Annotated in this window: 18 protein-coding genes; 6 read left to right on the forward strand and 12 right to left on the reverse strand. The window is 61.8% G+C overall.

Annotated features, from left to right (window positions below; translation table 11 throughout):
• Nucleotides 1–87 precede the first annotated feature (87 nt).
• From AC1DON_RS19470 to AC1DON_RS19480, 3 genes are all read right to left on the reverse strand, one after another.
• Nucleotides 88–237, reverse strand: a complete 150-nt coding sequence (locus tag AC1DON_RS19470) for a hypothetical protein (protein ID WP_476936480.1) — start codon at nucleotides 235–237, stop codon at nucleotides 88–90.
• A 66-nt stretch (nucleotides 238–303) separates the two neighbouring features.
• A complete protein-coding gene (locus AC1DON_RS19475; protein ID WP_476936481.1) occupies nucleotides 304–1,071 on the reverse strand; it encodes a DUF1499 domain-containing protein in 768 nt (255 codons plus the stop codon).
• A 156-nt stretch (nucleotides 1,072–1,227) separates the two neighbouring features.
• Complete coding sequence (locus AC1DON_RS19480) at nucleotides 1,228–2,622, reverse strand: bifunctional aminoglycoside phosphotransferase/ATP-binding protein (protein WP_476936482.1); 1,395 nt, start codon at nucleotides 2,620–2,622, stop codon at nucleotides 1,228–1,230.
• Between the two features lie 78 nt (nucleotides 2,623–2,700).
• On the opposite strand from AC1DON_RS19480, the gene AC1DON_RS19485 reads away from it, so the two are divergent.
• Nucleotides 2,701–3,324: an HAD family hydrolase gene (locus tag AC1DON_RS19485; RefSeq protein WP_476936483.1), complete on the forward strand. Its 624-nt coding sequence runs from the start codon at nucleotides 2,701–2,703 to the stop codon at nucleotides 3,322–3,324.
• On the opposite strand, the gene pdxH is transcribed toward AC1DON_RS19485, so the two are convergent.
• On the reverse strand, nucleotides 3,321–3,983 hold the full coding sequence (gene pdxH, locus AC1DON_RS19490; protein ID WP_476936484.1) for a pyridoxamine 5'-phosphate oxidase: 663 nt from the start codon (nucleotides 3,981–3,983) through the stop codon (nucleotides 3,321–3,323). The genes AC1DON_RS19485 and pdxH overlap by 4 nt on opposite strands.
• 83 nt (nucleotides 3,984–4,066) lie before the next feature.
• On the opposite strand from pdxH, the gene AC1DON_RS19495 reads away from it, so the two are divergent.
• Nucleotides 4,067–4,876 (forward strand): DnaJ C-terminal domain-containing protein, encoded by an 810-nt coding sequence (locus tag AC1DON_RS19495; RefSeq protein WP_476936485.1) that lies wholly within the window; start codon nucleotides 4,067–4,069, stop codon nucleotides 4,874–4,876.
• Nucleotides 4,877–5,002: 126 nt separating this feature from the next.
• Nucleotides 5,003–5,800, forward strand: coding sequence for a 3-keto-disaccharide hydrolase (locus AC1DON_RS19500; protein ID WP_476936486.1), 798 nt, complete (start codon nucleotides 5,003–5,005; stop codon nucleotides 5,798–5,800).
• 176 nt (nucleotides 5,801–5,976) lie between these two features.
• Here AC1DON_RS19500 and AC1DON_RS19505 read toward each other — a convergent pair whose 3' ends face one another.
• The 6 genes from AC1DON_RS19505 to AC1DON_RS19530 all read right to left on the reverse strand — a co-directional run bounded on the left by AC1DON_RS19505 (nucleotide 5,977) and on the right by AC1DON_RS19530 (nucleotide 10,696).
• Complete coding sequence (locus AC1DON_RS19505) at nucleotides 5,977–7,371, reverse strand: PQQ-binding-like beta-propeller repeat protein (protein WP_476936487.1); 1,395 nt, start codon at nucleotides 7,369–7,371, stop codon at nucleotides 5,977–5,979.
• A gap of 79 nt (nucleotides 7,372–7,450) precedes the next feature.
• Complete coding sequence (locus AC1DON_RS19510; RefSeq protein ID WP_476936488.1) at nucleotides 7,451–8,185, reverse strand: tetratricopeptide repeat protein; 735 nt, start codon at nucleotides 8,183–8,185, stop codon at nucleotides 7,451–7,453.
• Between the two features lie 163 nt (nucleotides 8,186–8,348).
• Nucleotides 8,349–9,170, reverse strand: coding sequence for a 3-methyl-2-oxobutanoate hydroxymethyltransferase (panB, locus tag AC1DON_RS19515; protein WP_476936489.1), 822 nt, complete (start codon nucleotides 9,168–9,170; stop codon nucleotides 8,349–8,351).
• A gap of 58 nt (nucleotides 9,171–9,228) precedes the next feature.
• The gene (locus AC1DON_RS19520; protein ID WP_476936490.1) at nucleotides 9,229–9,669 is read right to left on the reverse strand and encodes a hypothetical protein; all 441 of its coding nucleotides are present in this window, start codon (nucleotides 9,667–9,669) and stop codon (nucleotides 9,229–9,231) included.
• Nucleotides 9,666–10,268 (reverse strand): RNA polymerase sigma factor, encoded by a 603-nt coding sequence (locus AC1DON_RS19525; RefSeq protein ID WP_476936491.1) that lies wholly within the window; start codon nucleotides 10,266–10,268, stop codon nucleotides 9,666–9,668. Before AC1DON_RS19525 ends, AC1DON_RS19520 begins: the two co-directional genes overlap by 4 nt.
• A gap of 41 nt (nucleotides 10,269–10,309) precedes the next feature.
• On the reverse strand, nucleotides 10,310–10,696 hold the full coding sequence (locus AC1DON_RS19530; RefSeq protein ID WP_476936492.1) for a DUF6249 domain-containing protein: 387 nt from the start codon (nucleotides 10,694–10,696) through the stop codon (nucleotides 10,310–10,312).
• Between the two features lie 230 nt (nucleotides 10,697–10,926).
• Here AC1DON_RS19530 and AC1DON_RS19535 point away from each other — a divergent pair, with 230 nt between their 5' ends.
• Nucleotides 10,927–11,526: a PadR family transcriptional regulator gene (locus AC1DON_RS19535; RefSeq protein WP_476936493.1), complete on the forward strand. Its 600-nt coding sequence runs from the start codon at nucleotides 10,927–10,929 to the stop codon at nucleotides 11,524–11,526.
• A gap of 14 nt (nucleotides 11,527–11,540) precedes the next feature.
• Nucleotides 11,541–11,912, forward strand: coding sequence for a siderophore-interacting protein (locus AC1DON_RS19540; RefSeq protein ID WP_476936494.1), 372 nt, complete (start codon nucleotides 11,541–11,543; stop codon nucleotides 11,910–11,912).
• On the opposite strand, the gene AC1DON_RS19545 is transcribed toward AC1DON_RS19540, so the two are convergent.
• Nucleotides 11,899–12,270, reverse strand: coding sequence for an arsenate reductase (locus tag AC1DON_RS19545; protein WP_476936495.1), 372 nt, complete (start codon nucleotides 12,268–12,270; stop codon nucleotides 11,899–11,901). The two genes, AC1DON_RS19540 and AC1DON_RS19545, sit on opposite strands and share 14 nt — an antisense overlap.
• 108 nt (nucleotides 12,271–12,378) lie before the next feature.
• Here AC1DON_RS19545 and AC1DON_RS19550 point away from each other — a divergent pair, with 108 nt between their 5' ends.
• Entirely contained in the window at nucleotides 12,379–12,540 is a 162-nt protein-coding gene (locus AC1DON_RS19550) for a DUF6496 domain-containing protein (RefSeq protein ID WP_476936496.1), read from the forward strand.
• 77 nt (nucleotides 12,541–12,617) lie between these two features.
• On the opposite strand, the gene AC1DON_RS19555 is transcribed toward AC1DON_RS19550, so the two are convergent.
• Nucleotides 12,618–13,409, reverse strand: a complete 792-nt coding sequence (locus AC1DON_RS19555; RefSeq protein ID WP_476936497.1) for an alpha/beta fold hydrolase — start codon at nucleotides 13,407–13,409, stop codon at nucleotides 12,618–12,620.
• Nucleotides 13,410–13,468: the final 59 nt, after the last annotated feature.

Here is a 13,468-nt window from a genome sequence, read left to right on the forward strand (position 1 = left end):
CCAATCCGTCGCCGGAACTCGCCTTAAAAAAGCACCAATTTTTCAGTGATCACAAATTATCTTGTGCGGCGCACACAGTTCGAGCAGCTACTCGACCACTATCCGGGCTGCAGCCAGAGGCGATACGGGCTCAGGCGTACAGCTGGCCATGATGACGTGTATCAGGACAAGACTTAAGACGGCGGCGACGATGCGCTGCGAACGTTTTGAAACGAAAACAAGTATACCGGACGCCATTTCGCCAACTCCTGCCACTGACTTGGCGGCGAAGAGCAAGTCACGTGCCAGGCAACGGCATCGCGATCAGAGGGCGCGGACCAACTTGACCAGGCTGGCGACCCGCCGGCAGTTGCTGCCAAGATCGGGCATGTCGTAGCGGCCGACCGAGCGGATATCGACACGGTGATTCCCCAGGCGCACTGCAACGTCCGAACGAAAGCCGTAGACGTTGTCGGTATGAGTCGCCTCGACCTGTTCGGCGGTCTCGCTGACGATCTTATAATGCTCGGCCTTCAGCATGGCAGTGATCTGGCTTGCGGTCACCTCCTTGTTGAAGACGGGCTTGGCGGCGGCGCAGGTCAACTGATTGATGTCGGCGACGGTCTTGCCGCCCCAGGCCATCGATTCGTTACGCGGCACGCGCGGCAGGTCCTCGACGCGCAACGACTCCGCGCCGCGTGCCCGGACCAGCTTGTCGGAGAAGACAATCGGATTGTCCCAGTCGGTGGCGACGTCGGCGATCGGCGGGAAGGCCTTCAGTGCCTTCTGATAGCCGAAAAAGCCGGCAACCAGGGTGCCCGACAGGATGACAGCGGCCAGCGCCCAGAACGCCATCCGTCCGGGGCATTTGAATATTGAGATCAGCATGGACAGCACCGCGACGGCGACCGCGGCCAGGGCCACCTTTGGGCCAACGCCAAGCGTCAGGGTGCGAAAGCCGAGGTCAGTGTCGATATAGCCCAGCCGGGTGGCGAACAGGACGACAAGGAGATAGAGCCAGGCCAGAACGGCCACGGTAACGGCCAGATGCGCGAAGGCAAGGCCCTTCCGAGCTTTGGAGTCTTGGGTCAAGGTGTTACTGCGTCCCGCACGCTATAACTTTACTGATACTTGCGACGGCACGTGTTTGCATCACGAGCGCCGGATTATTGTTGTCATAGAAACGATTGGCATCGGCACAATCACGATCCAAATATGATCAGATTATGCCCATCATCACCCCGGCCCCTATGCTTGATTAAGAATTTGCCACGAAATCGCCGCAGGTTCAACGGCTTCTTGCGACAGGGCAACGTCCGGCGTCGCGTCGGAAACGTCCCGCGTGCGTTCGCTCACCCTATGCTTGCGCGTTTCACTATCGACCTCCAGCCAGACACCGTCAAAGGCCGCTGCCGCCGTGGCTTCGGCCTGGCCGCGCCAGTGCGCTTCGCGAAAGGTGGCGTCGAGAATAACCGACTGTCCGGCCCTGGCGACCGTTTGCCCAAGCGCAAACAGATGGTGGTAGGTCCTCTCGCTCTGCTCGGGCCCATAGGCTTCACGCGGCAGGCGTTCGAGGGACGGCCAGTTCCACAGGCGCTTGCGCAGTTCGTCGCTGCGCAGGATGACCGCGCCAGGTGCCCGGCCTTTGGCGGCCGCCACGGCGCGGGCGTGGGTGCTCTTGCCGGAACCCGACAGGCCGCCGACCGCCGTGACGGTGACCGTGGCGGGCGCAAGAAAGCGGCGCGCGGCGGCGAGGTATGTCCGCGCCTGGTCCATCTCGCCATTATTGGCGCTGACGTGGCAGCGCACGCCGGCACGCACAGACATGAACAAAGGCAGCAGCGCCAGCCCCTCATAGAGCCCGGCCTCGCCGTCTTCACGGGCGGCGCGGTCCAGCCAGGCATTCATGACGCGGTTGGCGGCGGCCTCGAGCCCCCGCACCCACAGGTCCATTAGCAGGAAGCCGAGATCGTAGAGCACATCGATCCAGCTCAGGCGCTCGTTGAATTCGATACAGTCGAACAGCACCGGGCGCCCGGCCTCGATCAGGATATTGCCGAGATGAAGGTCGCCGTGGCAGCGCCGCACGTGGCCATCGGCAAACCTGCGCCGCACCAGTTCAGCGACGTCATTATAGACGGCGTTGACCTCGCGGCTGTAGGCGGCAATGTCGGTTGCCCCCAGGGCCTCGCTGAACCGGCCGATATTGGCGTCATTCGAGTCGATGACGTACTTGATATTGTCGATGTGCTGCGCATCGCGACAGACCTCGGCGCCAGCGTGGAAGGCGGCGATGCTTTCCCCCAGATCCTGCATCAGGTCGAGGTTGGGCGCCCAGCCCGGCTGCGCGCTCTGTTCGGCCAGCACTGCCCGGGTGTCGAAGCGGCGCATGACCAGCACGGCCTCGCCGTCGATCTCGGCCACATCTCTATATATGTCAGCGGCTGTGCGGCGGTTGAAATCCAGCTCGCGTTTCAGGGCGTCGCGCCGCTTGTCCACCGAGGTAAAGTCGAGAAAGCCGAAATCGACACTCTTCTTGAGCTTATAGGCGACATCACCCTTGAGGATGACGGTGGCGCATGAGGTTTCGATCACCTGATCGGCGCCCTGGGACAGGGACTTTAACGCGTTGGGCAAGGACATGGTCCACGCCGCTAAGCCCTTTTGCTGGCTTTGGCAACAGCCGCTTGACCGCCAAAACGCAGACTGTCAAAGACGGGCATGGCCCTCCCCCCTCCTCCCACGATTTCACCCGACGTTGAGGCGCTTATCTTCGACTGTGACGGCACGCTCGCCGACACCTTCGCCGCGCATTACCGCACTTTCAAATCGACGCTTGAACCCTACAAGGTGGAATTCACGACGGCCTTCTATGCCGCACGGCTGGGACTGTCGCGGCGGCAATTACTGGCGGAACTGCAGGCAGAAACGGGCGTGGCATTTGACGATGCGGACATTGCGATGCGTAGCCAGTCGATCTTTCACGATCATATCGGCGCCGTGACGGCCGTGCCCTTTTCCGAAGACCTCGTCCGGCGGCACCATGGCAGGCTGAAACTGGCCGTGGCTTCGGCGGGCGTGCGCCGGATCGTAAGCGCGTCGCTCGACGCCATCGGCCTGAACGGATTTTTCGAGACGGTCGTCACGATTGAAGACACCGGCATTGGCAAGCCGGCCCCGGACCTGTTCCTCAAGGCCGCCGAGCGGTTGGGCGTCGCGCCAGAACTCTGTCACGTCTTCGAAGACAGCAACGAAGGCATCGAAGCGGCCCGCCGCGCGGGCATGGCCTGCACTGATATCCGCTCCTACTACACCAGCGACCCGGCGGTTTGGGAAGTAGTTTAGGGATACAGCTTCGCACGCGACCAGCCGTCCGTCACGTTTGCGCGACTGAATTGCACGCGGTCGTGCAGGCGGAAAGCCCGGTCGCGCCAGAATTCCATCTGCAAGGGCGCCACCCGAAAACCCGTCCAGTGCGGTGGCCGCGCAATTGTCCCCAGGCCGAACTTCAAACCGAATTCCGCAACGCGCTTTTCCAAGGCGAATCGGTCTGGCAGGGGCTGCGACTGGTCCGAGGCCCAGGCGCCGATCTGGCTCTGGCGGGCACGGCTCTGGAAATAGGCGTCGGCCTCGGCGTCCGACACGATCGACACCTCGCCCCGGATGCGGACCTGGCGGCGCAGCGACTTCCAGTGAAACAGCAATGCGGCCTTGCGGCTGCCTAGCAACTGCCGGCCCTTGGCGCTGGTCGTGTTGGTGTAGAAGACAAAACCCTGCTCATCGAAATCCTTGAGCAAAACCATGCGCACATCGGGCATGCCGTCGGCGTCGACGGTCGACAGCGCCATGGCATTGGCGTCATTGGGCTCCTTTGCGCCTGCGTCCTTCAGCCATTCGCCGAACAGGACGAACGGCTCACCACTGGCGATTTCAGCTTCGTGCGCGGCGTGCGCGGAAGCGTAGTCATCGGCGCTGGGGCTGGCGGGGATCAGGCTGTCAGACATGGTTAGCGGCCCTTTAAGACTTTGCAAACGGTCGGCAGGCCATAACCTTTTTCGACAGCCAACGTAAAGATGTTCCGCCCGCCATGTCCAGCCAGAGCCACAATGAAATCGTCGATCGCCACAGCCTGAATGGCCGGGACAGCGATGCCCGCCGCGCGGCCCTGTCCGAGCTGGGCCTGGCGCAGGGATCAAGCGATGAGATTATCCGCAAGGCCTTCCGTGCGCGCCTGAAAGAAAGCCACCCGGATCTGACCGGCGGCTCCGACGTCGCGCTGCGCCGTATCATTCTGGCGCGCGACCTGTTAATGAACGAAAACCGCAACGGCGCTCAAAATGCCCGCTGGCTCAAGGACCTGGCCGAGGGCGGCGCCGACAGTGACGGCGCCCAGCTGCTCAACATCACGTTGGAACAAGCCATCTATGGTGGCGAGGCCGTTCAGGACGTGCACGCGCTCGAAATCTCGCCGGCGCACGAAGAAGTCACTTCGCTCAGCCAGATGAAGACCCTGCGCATCACCCTGCCCTCCGGCCTGCGCGAAGGCGACAAGCTGCGCCTGACGACCGAAGGCGCCCCACGTCCCGAACAGCTTTTCCGCATCCATATCGTCACGGAAAACGGCACGCGCATCGACGGCGATGACATCCATGTCGTCGCCAGGATCGACGGCCGCCTGCTGTTCGGCGGTGGCCCGGCCGTCATCGACACGCCGCACGGCCCACGCGAAGTCCACATCCCGCGCGGTGACAGCCACCTGACCTTGAAGGGCCTCGGCCTGCCGGCCACCGGCAAACGCGGCTGCGGCGACCTGCACGTAGGCCTCGAAGCCTCGACGGTGTCCAACCGCGCCTGGAGCGACGCCATGGTCGATTTCCGCCGCAAGTGGGCTAGCTAGTCCAGCCAGCTCAGGAAGCCGCTGAGATTGACCGCCGGTGCCATAGCGTATACGGGTAACGGAGTTATCCCAGCGTCAACCTTGGCAGGTCGCCCGGATGGCGGCTTTGCGGAACCGGAGCCTTTCATGCGCATAGCCTGCACCCTAGCCGCCCTGATCCTGTTTTCCGGCGGCGCCGCGTTGGCGCAACCCGACGGCGGGGCCGAGACCTGGACGCCCCTGTTCAACGGAAAAAGTCTCGATGGCTGGACTGCCGTCTATTCCAACAAGGCCGTGGACAGCCGCCCGGCGTCCGCTCTTTTTGAAGTCGAGGATGGCGTCATACATACCTATGCCAAAGATGTCGTCGGTTCGGCCCAAAGCCAGGCCTATATCGAGACCGTCAGCGACTACAGCGATTATCACCTGCGGCTTGAATACCGTTGGGGCGAGAAGAGGTTCCCGCCGCGCGTCGACCAGGTCCGCGATGCCGGCCTGCTCTATCACCTATATGACGCCGTGCCCGACAACTGGCCGCGCAGCGCCGAGTTACAGATTCAGGAAGGCGACACGGGCGATCTGTGGGCCATATCCACGCGCTTCACCAGCACGGCCGACCCGAAAACGGGCGTGTATGCCGCGCCTGAAGACGGTGGGACTCCCGTGACAATGGGCGGCTATGACGATTACAAACGCGTCGGGCACGCCGCGCTGAACCTGGAAAAGCCGGGCTGGAACACAATCGACCTGATCGTGCGCGGCGACAGCGCGGTTTACATGGTCAATGGCGTTGTCAATATGCGGGTCAGCGACCTCAAATCCTTCGACACCGCCAGCCAGTCCTGGGTTCGTCTCGACCACGGCAAGATCGCGCTCCAGGCCGAATATGCCGAGGTCTATTACCGCAACATACAGATCAGGAAGCTGACGCCGCCGGCAAATTAACCGGTGCCGGATTGTCGAGCCTGCCCGCGAAGACGGGCGAGCCCCCTGTCGATGTCATAAAAAAGCGCCGGTCGACATGACCGGCGCTTTTTCTGTCTGAGATATCTAAGTTTTGTTTTGTCGCGATATATAGGTGAAACCGCTGACACTTTTCGCCATATCGCTCTAAAGGCGGCTTAGTGGATCGCCACCAGCTTGCCGTTCTCGGTAACGACGAACAGCTTGTCGCCGACAGCGATGGGGGCAATGTAGGCAGCGCCGCCGATGTTGATGGATTCGACCTGGTCACCGGTCTGCGGGTCGAAGGCGACCGCCTGCCCTTCCGAATTGACCAGAACCAGGCGGCTGTTGGCGATGACCGGTCCGGCCCATTGCGGCAGCTTGCGTGAATCCTTCTTGCCCTTGCCGATGCCGAAAAAGCCCTTGCTGTCCTTGCCACCCTTGCCGTCGTTCAGTTCCTTGAGCCAGTAGACCAGGCCGTTGTCGCGGTTGGCGGTCAGAAGCTCGCCCTGAACGGTCAGCAGGAAGACAACATCACCCGCCACCCACGGCGAATTGGTGCTGTCGGCGGCGATAGACCACACCGGCTCACCGGTGCGGGCATTCATCGCCTGAAAGATACCGGAATGGCTGGCAGCGAAGATGGTGCCGTTATAGAGGACCGGGCGGCCCGAAATGTCGCGAATTTCCGAGATCGCATTGGTGCGCGTCGATTTCGCCAGCACCTGGGTCCAGACCTGCTGACCGTTGGTGGTGTTCAGGGCCACCAGTTCGCCCGACGAAAACGGCGCATAGACGGTTTCGCCCGACAGGATCGGCGACGCGGTCTTCAGCAGGCGCGCGGGCTCGGCGATGGCCTGGTAGGTCCAGTCCATATCGCCGGTTTCACGGTTGAAGGCGAAGATCTGGTTATCGACGTCGGTCGCCATGACGTACTTTTCGTTGACGACGGGCGCGGCGTGCAACTGGGTATCAACCGACTTCTGCCACACGGTCGCCCCGGTCGAGGCATCAAGCGCTGCAATAAAGCGGAAGCCCGAAGTGACATACAGCTTGCCGTCCTGGCTCAGGGCCAGACCGCCGCCGAAGCCGAGCTTGTCGCGCTTGTTCTTGGGGTTGAGATCGACCGACCACGCCTGCGCGCCCGAATTGACGTCGAACGCCGAGACGCGCGCTTCGCCATCCAGCGTATAGATGAGGCGGCCGTCCGACACTGGCTGGGCCAGGACCTGGCCTTCGCCCTTGCCGCCCGCGCCGATCGACTTGGTCCAGGCGACGCGGAAGCTCTTGGCGGCGTCGGCGTTCTGGATGACGGCGTCCTGCGGGCCACCGGCCATGCGCCAGTCTGCTACCGGCTGGACCGGCGGAATATAGTAACCGACGCCCTTGAGGCTCTTGGCCGGCTCGACCTTTTGCTCGAAGGCGACGATCGACAGGCGCTGGCCTTGCGAGGCAACCGCGCCGTCGTCCTTATCGCCACCGCCACCGATGCGGTTCAAAAGCGGAATGTTGGAACATGCGCCCAAAGCGACGCAGGCCACACCCATGGCCAACAGGCTGGCGCCCTTCATCCCTCTCCTGAAAGCGGTCGTCCTGTAAGCGATCATTCTGGCTTTTCCTGTGAACGTGCGAATGCGTATTCGGGTATTATTATTGCGGCATTTCGGGCAGGCCCGGCATCTGCGGCGTCGCGGGCGCCTTGGCCTCGGGCAGCCTGAGCGCCGCCTGGGCCGTCGAGATGGCGCCGCTGTCGATGGCCAGGGTGAATTCCTGGGCGCGCTGCTTGACGCCTTCTGGCGTGCCCAGCGTCAGGGCCAGCACCTGCAGGTCGGCGCGCGCCCCCTTCAGATCGCCATTCTGCAGCTTGGCCATGGCCAGGGCTTCCTTGGCCAGCGGCGCATAGGGGCGCTTGTCCTTGGCCAGCGGCTCAAGGCGCTTCTTGATGTCTTCGAACGAGGCCTTGTCCATGGCCAGATAAGCCGCCTTGAGGGCTGCGGCATCGCCGATGATCGGGCTAGGGGCGGTCTGGGCGGCCTTGTCGAAGCCCTTGATGGCTTCGTCCGTCTTGCCGTCCTTGACGTCCATGCCGGCCAGTTGCATCAGGGCCAGGGCCTTGTAGGCCGGAGTGCCGGACTTGGCGGCTTCCTCGAACTTGGTGCGCGCCATGCCGAGGTCGTTCTTGGCGGTTGCGTCGATGGCGGCCTGATAGGTTTCCGATGCCTTGGCGGCGCTATTGTCCTGCCACGACTGCCAGCCCCAGACGCCTAAGGCAATGGCCAGGGCGCCAGCCAGGACGGCACCGGCCCACGGCGCGCCCTTCTTGACGATCGTTTCCCACTTCTCGGCGCGCTGAGTCTCTTCGGTTTCGTCAAAAATATCGCTCACTGCGCATCCTCTTGGGCGTATGGTCTTCAGGGTGCCGGCGCAGGGTCCGCACCGGGCAATTCGGCGGGAACCTAGCCTTTGGAAAGGCTTTACGCAACCGGATTACTGAACGCGCCCCAGACGACTGATGAGCGTGCCCCCCGAATTCCAGATTCGCCCTGAATTATTTCGAAAAATATGTCTCTTCTGGGGCGGGAAAGCTACGCTCCCTGACATCTTTGGCGTAGGCCTGAACCGCGGCGCTGATCTGATTGCGCAGGTCGGCATAATGGCGGACGAATTTCGGCGTCCAGTCGAACAGGCCCAGCATATCGTCGGTCACCAGGACCTGGCCGTCACAGGCCTTGGAGGCGCCGATTCCGATCGTCGGCGCGGCGACTTTCGTGGTGATCTCGGCGGCCAGGTCCTCGGCCACGCCTTCGACGACGATGGCAAAAGCGCCAGCCTCGTCGCTGGCCAGGGCCTCGGCAATCACGCGCTCGCGCTCATCCTGCGTGCGGCCCTTGGCCTTGAAGCCGCCTTCGACATTGACCGCCTGGGGGCGCAGGCCGACATGGCCCATGACCGGGATGCCGCGCTGAACCAGATAGCGTATGGTATCGGCGACCGTAGGCCCGCTCTCGACCTTGACCGCCTGGGCGCCGGTTTCTTTCAGCAGGCGCACGGCGTTGGCAAAGGCCTGCTCAGGCCCACCTTCGTAAGAGCCGAACGGCATGTCGATGACGACAAAGGCCTTGCGGGCGCGGCGCATGACCGCCTGGCCGTGCAGACTCATCATTTCGAGCGTCACGCCGATGGTGTTGGGCAGGCCGTGGACAACCATGCCGACGCTGTCGCCGACCAGCAGGATGTCGCAGTGCTCGTCCATGATCTCTGCCATGGGCGCCGAATAGGCGGTCAGCACGACCAGCGGGGTCTGGCCCTTGCGGGCGCGGATTTCAGGGGCGGTCAGGCGTTTGACGGCGACTTGGGTCTGGCTGCTCACGATGTACTCCATAAAAGCACACCGATATTTGGTGCGCCATAGGTCGGCGCACCAGTCCTCAGAGCGCCTCTTCCTGTGAGTAGGCGTAATACAGGCCCAGAATCATCACGCAAAGCACAAAACTCAGGGCAAAGAACATCGGCGTCTGCATGAAGCTCAAGGCGCCGCCGGAATCGGCCATGCGCATCATGTCGCGACTGGCGCCACCGACAAGCTCGACACCGGCGCGCAGCGTCTGGTCGGTGTCGGCGGTGGCGCGCGACAACATCTGGCCGTCCAGCTTCCAGTCCGGCATGCGCACGAACTGCGCTAGGGCATAGACGCCGCCGATAAAGCCAGCCAGCACCACCAGTACCTGACGCAGCCACATGCGCATTTGCAGCTTGCGCGTCACGCGCATCGCGAAGACATCGGCATCATCATACTGGACCGGAGTGGCGAACATGTCGGCCAGGTCCCGATCGGTCAGATCGTGTTCCGGGGGTTTTTCGGCTTTCATGATCCTGTTTCCATCATGGCAGGCTTCATTTCGGTTCGTGCGGGACCCAGAAGCGTTTTGAGGTGGTCCAGCGCGCGGCGGATATGGCTCTTGACCGTCCCCAGCGGGATCTTGAGCTCGTCGGCGATATCCTGATGCGACAGGTCGCCTGAGAAGTTGAGCGTCACGCACACGCGCTCGACGGGTTTCAGCCGCCCCAGCGCCGCATCGAGATTGTGCGCGCGAAAATCGCCGTCGAGACCGGCATCGTTAGGCGCCGACCCGGTCTCATAGGCGCTCATGTCCTCGCTGAGGACATAGCGGGTATCCTTGCGGACCTTCTTCAGATAGCGCCGTGAGGCGATCTTCTTCAGCCAGGCTGTGAACGGTCCGTCGAACCGGTACTCCGCCAGGTGCTCATAAGCGACCATGAAGGCTTCCTGCGCCATATCGTCGGCATCCGACGCTTGCGCGCCCATGCGCCGCAGGTGCGTTCGCAATACCGAGCCGTGCCGCCGGACAAGCTCGGCGAAGGCATCGCGCGCGCCGGTTCTGGCCAGCCGCACGAGGTCAACGTCGGACTGACGCGTCATCTCGGGTTTGTCGCTTGAGAGAGCCATGGTGTTGGAGAGCCAGGGACGGTGTTTAAGGCGATCGTTCTTCAGTCAGCCTTACGGTTCAGACCGATGATACCCAGGATCAACAGGGCGACACCGATCAAACCCGGAATGGCGGCAAAGCCTGAAACGTTATGAATGCCAAAGTCGTTGTCGATATAGCTGGCGACCAGCAAACCCAGCGCAATGGCGATCAGTATAATGCCGGCGCGGACATCATTCATGGGGTTCTTGGCCTTGGGAATCGTGCGCGACATGCTTTCTACGAACTCGGTCGGCAGAGGCTGCCCCTTTTCAATCGACATCCGCAGGGTCTTTTGCAGCTCTGCATTGGCACGCGCTTTGTTAATCGAGACAATGGCGACGATAGCGATCGGCGTACCGAAGGTCATTACGATCGCGACGATTGGAACGAGTAATCCTGCATCCATAGTGAATCTCCTTAAATCTGCGAGCCTGTTACGGCCCTATTGATGACATGAGCCTTTGGCCAGGCATTTTGGATGCACGGATTCGGATTAAAGTTTCGTAATAGACAATCTCTCTTGAATTCGACACGATTTAGATATATCTAGATCGCATCGAGATAGAGATGCGGCGCAAGCGATCGCATTTTCAATTTCGATATATCTGGATACACTCTCATTAGAAAGGTATGTTTATGAGAGGACATTTCTTCAGACAAGGCGGCTGTCATGTTGGCCGTCACATGGGCCACCGCGACGGCTCTGGCCGTGGCTTTGGTGGCTTCGGCGGGCGCGGCTTCTTTGGTGGCGGACGCGGTGAAGGCTTCGGGGGACGCGAACGCGAAGGCCGGGGTTTCGGGCATGGCGGCCTGCGCCTGGTTCTGCTCAAGCTGATCAGCGATAAGCCAAGCCACGGCTATGAATTGATTAAAGACATCGAAGAGCGCTTCAAAGGCGGCTACAGCCCCTCGCCCGGCGTCGTCTATCCGACATTGAGCTGGCTCGAAGACGAAGGCTACATCACCATCGCCACTGGCGAAGACGGCCGCAAGCAGGCCAGCATCACTGAAGCCGGCAAGGCCTTCCTGGCTGACAAGGCCGAGGACGTCGAGCGCCTCTTTGATCGCATGAACGACGAACGCGGCGGTCATGGCGACTACGGCCCGCTGTTCCGCGCCATGCAGAACCTCGGCGCCGCGGTCAAGATGCGCGGCATGCGCCCCCTCAACCAGACTGAAATCAATGCGATCGTCGACCTGATCGACGACCTCGCCAAGAAGATAGAGCGTTCGTGATGACCGACGGGTGTATGAGAGGCCCCGTCGTGCCTATTCCGGCCGTGCCGCACCTGCTGATCGGCGACGAAGCAGCCCTGCCGTCATTGGCGTGGCGGCTTGAAACCCTGCCGCGCCACGCGACAGCGATCGTCGTTGCCGAAGCCGCCACACCCGATGACCGCCCGGCCCTCCATGGGCCGGACGATCTGACGGTGCACTGGGTCTATCGTGACCGCCCCTGGGCGACGCGCGCGCTCAATGACGTACTGAAAGGCCTGTTCCTGCCACAGAGCCGCTTGCAGGCCTGGATATCCTGTGGCCGCGAGCAATGCGGGCTGATACGCGAACAGTTAATCGACGACCACGGCGTGGCGCCGCAGCACATCTTCGTTAGCGCGTTTTGAGCAGATTTGTTTCCAGGGCGGCACGCTCAGCGCTGTTGGGCTTGAATCCGGCGTAGAGATCGCCACCAATTTCCCAGATCGGCCGCTTGATCATCGATGGCTGCGCGGCCATCAGCTTGATCGCCTTGGCTTCATCGAGATCGGCCTTGGCCTCAACGGGCAGGTCCTTGAAGGTCGTCGAGCCCTTGTTGAGCACTTTTTCCCAGCCAATTGATTTCGCCCAGCTTTTCAAGCGTGCCACATCTATACCTTGCGTCTTGTAGTCATGGAAGTCGTAGGCGACGCCGTTGGCCTTCATGAAGTCGAACGCCTTCTTCATGGTGTCGCAGTTGGGGATGCCGTAGATCTTGACCGTCATGATGTCTTGCAGTTTTAGGCTGGGGATGATGGCCGCACATGGCATCTTTACCGCGCGGGGTCCAGTGTGGCGGCGTTGACGGGGCACAGTTCTCCACAGGAGCCGATAATGCCAGAAACCGAAACCCAGAAGCGCAAGGTTGGAAAAGTCATGCACGAGTTCAAGGAAGGCGACCTGAAGTCGAGCAGCGGCGACAAGGTCAAGAGCCGTAAGCAGGCCGTGGCGATCGCCATGAGCGAGGCGGGCATGTCGAAGACGAAGAAGGATTAGGCCCGGGCACGGCCATCCTTCCTGATACCCCCCAATTGCGGGGAGATATAGTAAATTAAATCAATGATTTTCAGTATCTAGCTAAAAAATTTTTCCAACTCCGGCGCCAAAACATCTGGCGCCGCATTGTGCGCCTGCCCATCCAGTATCTTCTGCTGCGCGTTCGGCAATACCCCGGCCAATGTCCGTGCGGAATTGCGTATCCATTCCGGGCTGGCGCCGCCAGACAACACAAGCGTCGGTACGGTCGCAGCCGCCCAGCGCTCAGCTTTTAATGGCTTGCCTTCCATCCCACCGTCCAGCACGGCAATATCGTACGGCAGGGTATGGGCCAGCTTTTCCGAAGCCGCCCACATCGGGCTGTTCCGCATTCCGGCCACGGCCTGCGCGGGCATGCCGACCACCTGAGTCAGGAAGTATTCCACGGCCTCCCCGCGCTTGTTGCCACCGATAAGCTGACTGATATGACTGTCGTAATTTTTCGGCGGCAAGGGCCGGCTATCATCAATGATGAACGGCGGCTCGTACAGCGAAAGCCTGGTGATCTTAGCTGGCAAAGTCCTGGCCGCTTCCAGCGCCAGAACCGCGCCCGAGGAATGACCATGGACAAACGCAGTACCTCCGGCCTCATCGATCAATGCGTCGATATCGTCGATCTCACGCGCGACGGCATAGGGCGCCTTGTCGGTGCTGTCGCCCCTGCCCCGCCGGTCATAGCTATAGATGGTGAAATGCGGCGCCAGCACCTTGGCCAGGGGCGCGCCGCCCGACCGGTCGCTCAAGGCCCCACCGACAAGGATCAGCGCCGGGCCAGTGCCCGCCCGGTCGAAGGCGATATGCGTCCCGTCTTTCGAAGTGACCTTACCCATTGGCGTCTCCTTTGCGGCTGCGCGTACTGTCGTGGAAAGGAGCGCGCCCGTCAGGGTCC

The organism is Asticcacaulis sp. P4_H10 (genome assembly GCF_056400965.1).

What these genes read in the sequence shown, in the direction of transcription:
- AC1DON_RS19470 (WP_476936480.1), bottom strand. Translation starts at nt 237, where the DNA reads ATGGCGTCCGGTATACTTGTTTTCGTTTCAAAACGTTCGCAGCGCATC.
- AC1DON_RS19480 (WP_476936482.1), bottom strand. Translation starts at nt 2,622, where the DNA reads ATGTCCTTGCCCAACGCGTTAAAGTCCCTGTCCCAGGGCGCCGATCAG.
- AC1DON_RS19485 (WP_476936483.1), top strand. Translation starts at nt 2,701, where the DNA reads ATGGCCCTCCCCCCTCCTCCCACGATTTCACCCGACGTTGAGGCGCTT.
- pdxH (WP_476936484.1), bottom strand. Translation starts at nt 3,983, where the DNA reads ATGTCTGACAGCCTGATCCCCGCCAGCCCCAGCGCCGATGACTACGCT.
- AC1DON_RS19495 (WP_476936485.1), top strand. Translation starts at nt 4,067, where the DNA reads ATGTCCAGCCAGAGCCACAATGAAATCGTCGATCGCCACAGCCTGAAT.
- AC1DON_RS19500 (WP_476936486.1), top strand. Translation starts at nt 5,003, where the DNA reads ATGCGCATAGCCTGCACCCTAGCCGCCCTGATCCTGTTTTCCGGCGGC.
- AC1DON_RS19505 (WP_476936487.1), bottom strand. Translation starts at nt 7,371, where the DNA reads ATGAAGGGCGCCAGCCTGTTGGCCATGGGTGTGGCCTGCGTCGCTTTG.
- AC1DON_RS19520 (WP_476936490.1), bottom strand. Translation starts at nt 9,669, where the DNA reads ATGAAAGCCGAAAAACCCCCGGAACACGATCTGACCGATCGGGACCTG.
- AC1DON_RS19525 (WP_476936491.1), bottom strand. Translation starts at nt 10,268, where the DNA reads ATGGCTCTCTCAAGCGACAAACCCGAGATGACGCGTCAGTCCGACGTT.
- AC1DON_RS19530 (WP_476936492.1), bottom strand. Translation starts at nt 10,696, where the DNA reads ATGGATGCAGGATTACTCGTTCCAATCGTCGCGATCGTAATGACCTTC.
- AC1DON_RS19535 (WP_476936493.1), top strand. Translation starts at nt 10,927, where the DNA reads ATGAGAGGACATTTCTTCAGACAAGGCGGCTGTCATGTTGGCCGTCAC.
- AC1DON_RS19540 (WP_476936494.1), top strand. Translation starts at nt 11,541, where the DNA reads ATGAGAGGCCCCGTCGTGCCTATTCCGGCCGTGCCGCACCTGCTGATC.
- AC1DON_RS19545 (WP_476936495.1), bottom strand. Translation starts at nt 12,270, where the DNA reads ATGACGGTCAAGATCTACGGCATCCCCAACTGCGACACCATGAAGAAG.
- AC1DON_RS19550 (WP_476936496.1), top strand. Translation starts at nt 12,379, where the DNA reads ATGCCAGAAACCGAAACCCAGAAGCGCAAGGTTGGAAAAGTCATGCAC.
- AC1DON_RS19555 (WP_476936497.1), bottom strand. Translation starts at nt 13,409, where the DNA reads ATGGGTAAGGTCACTTCGAAAGACGGGACGCATATCGCCTTCGACCGG.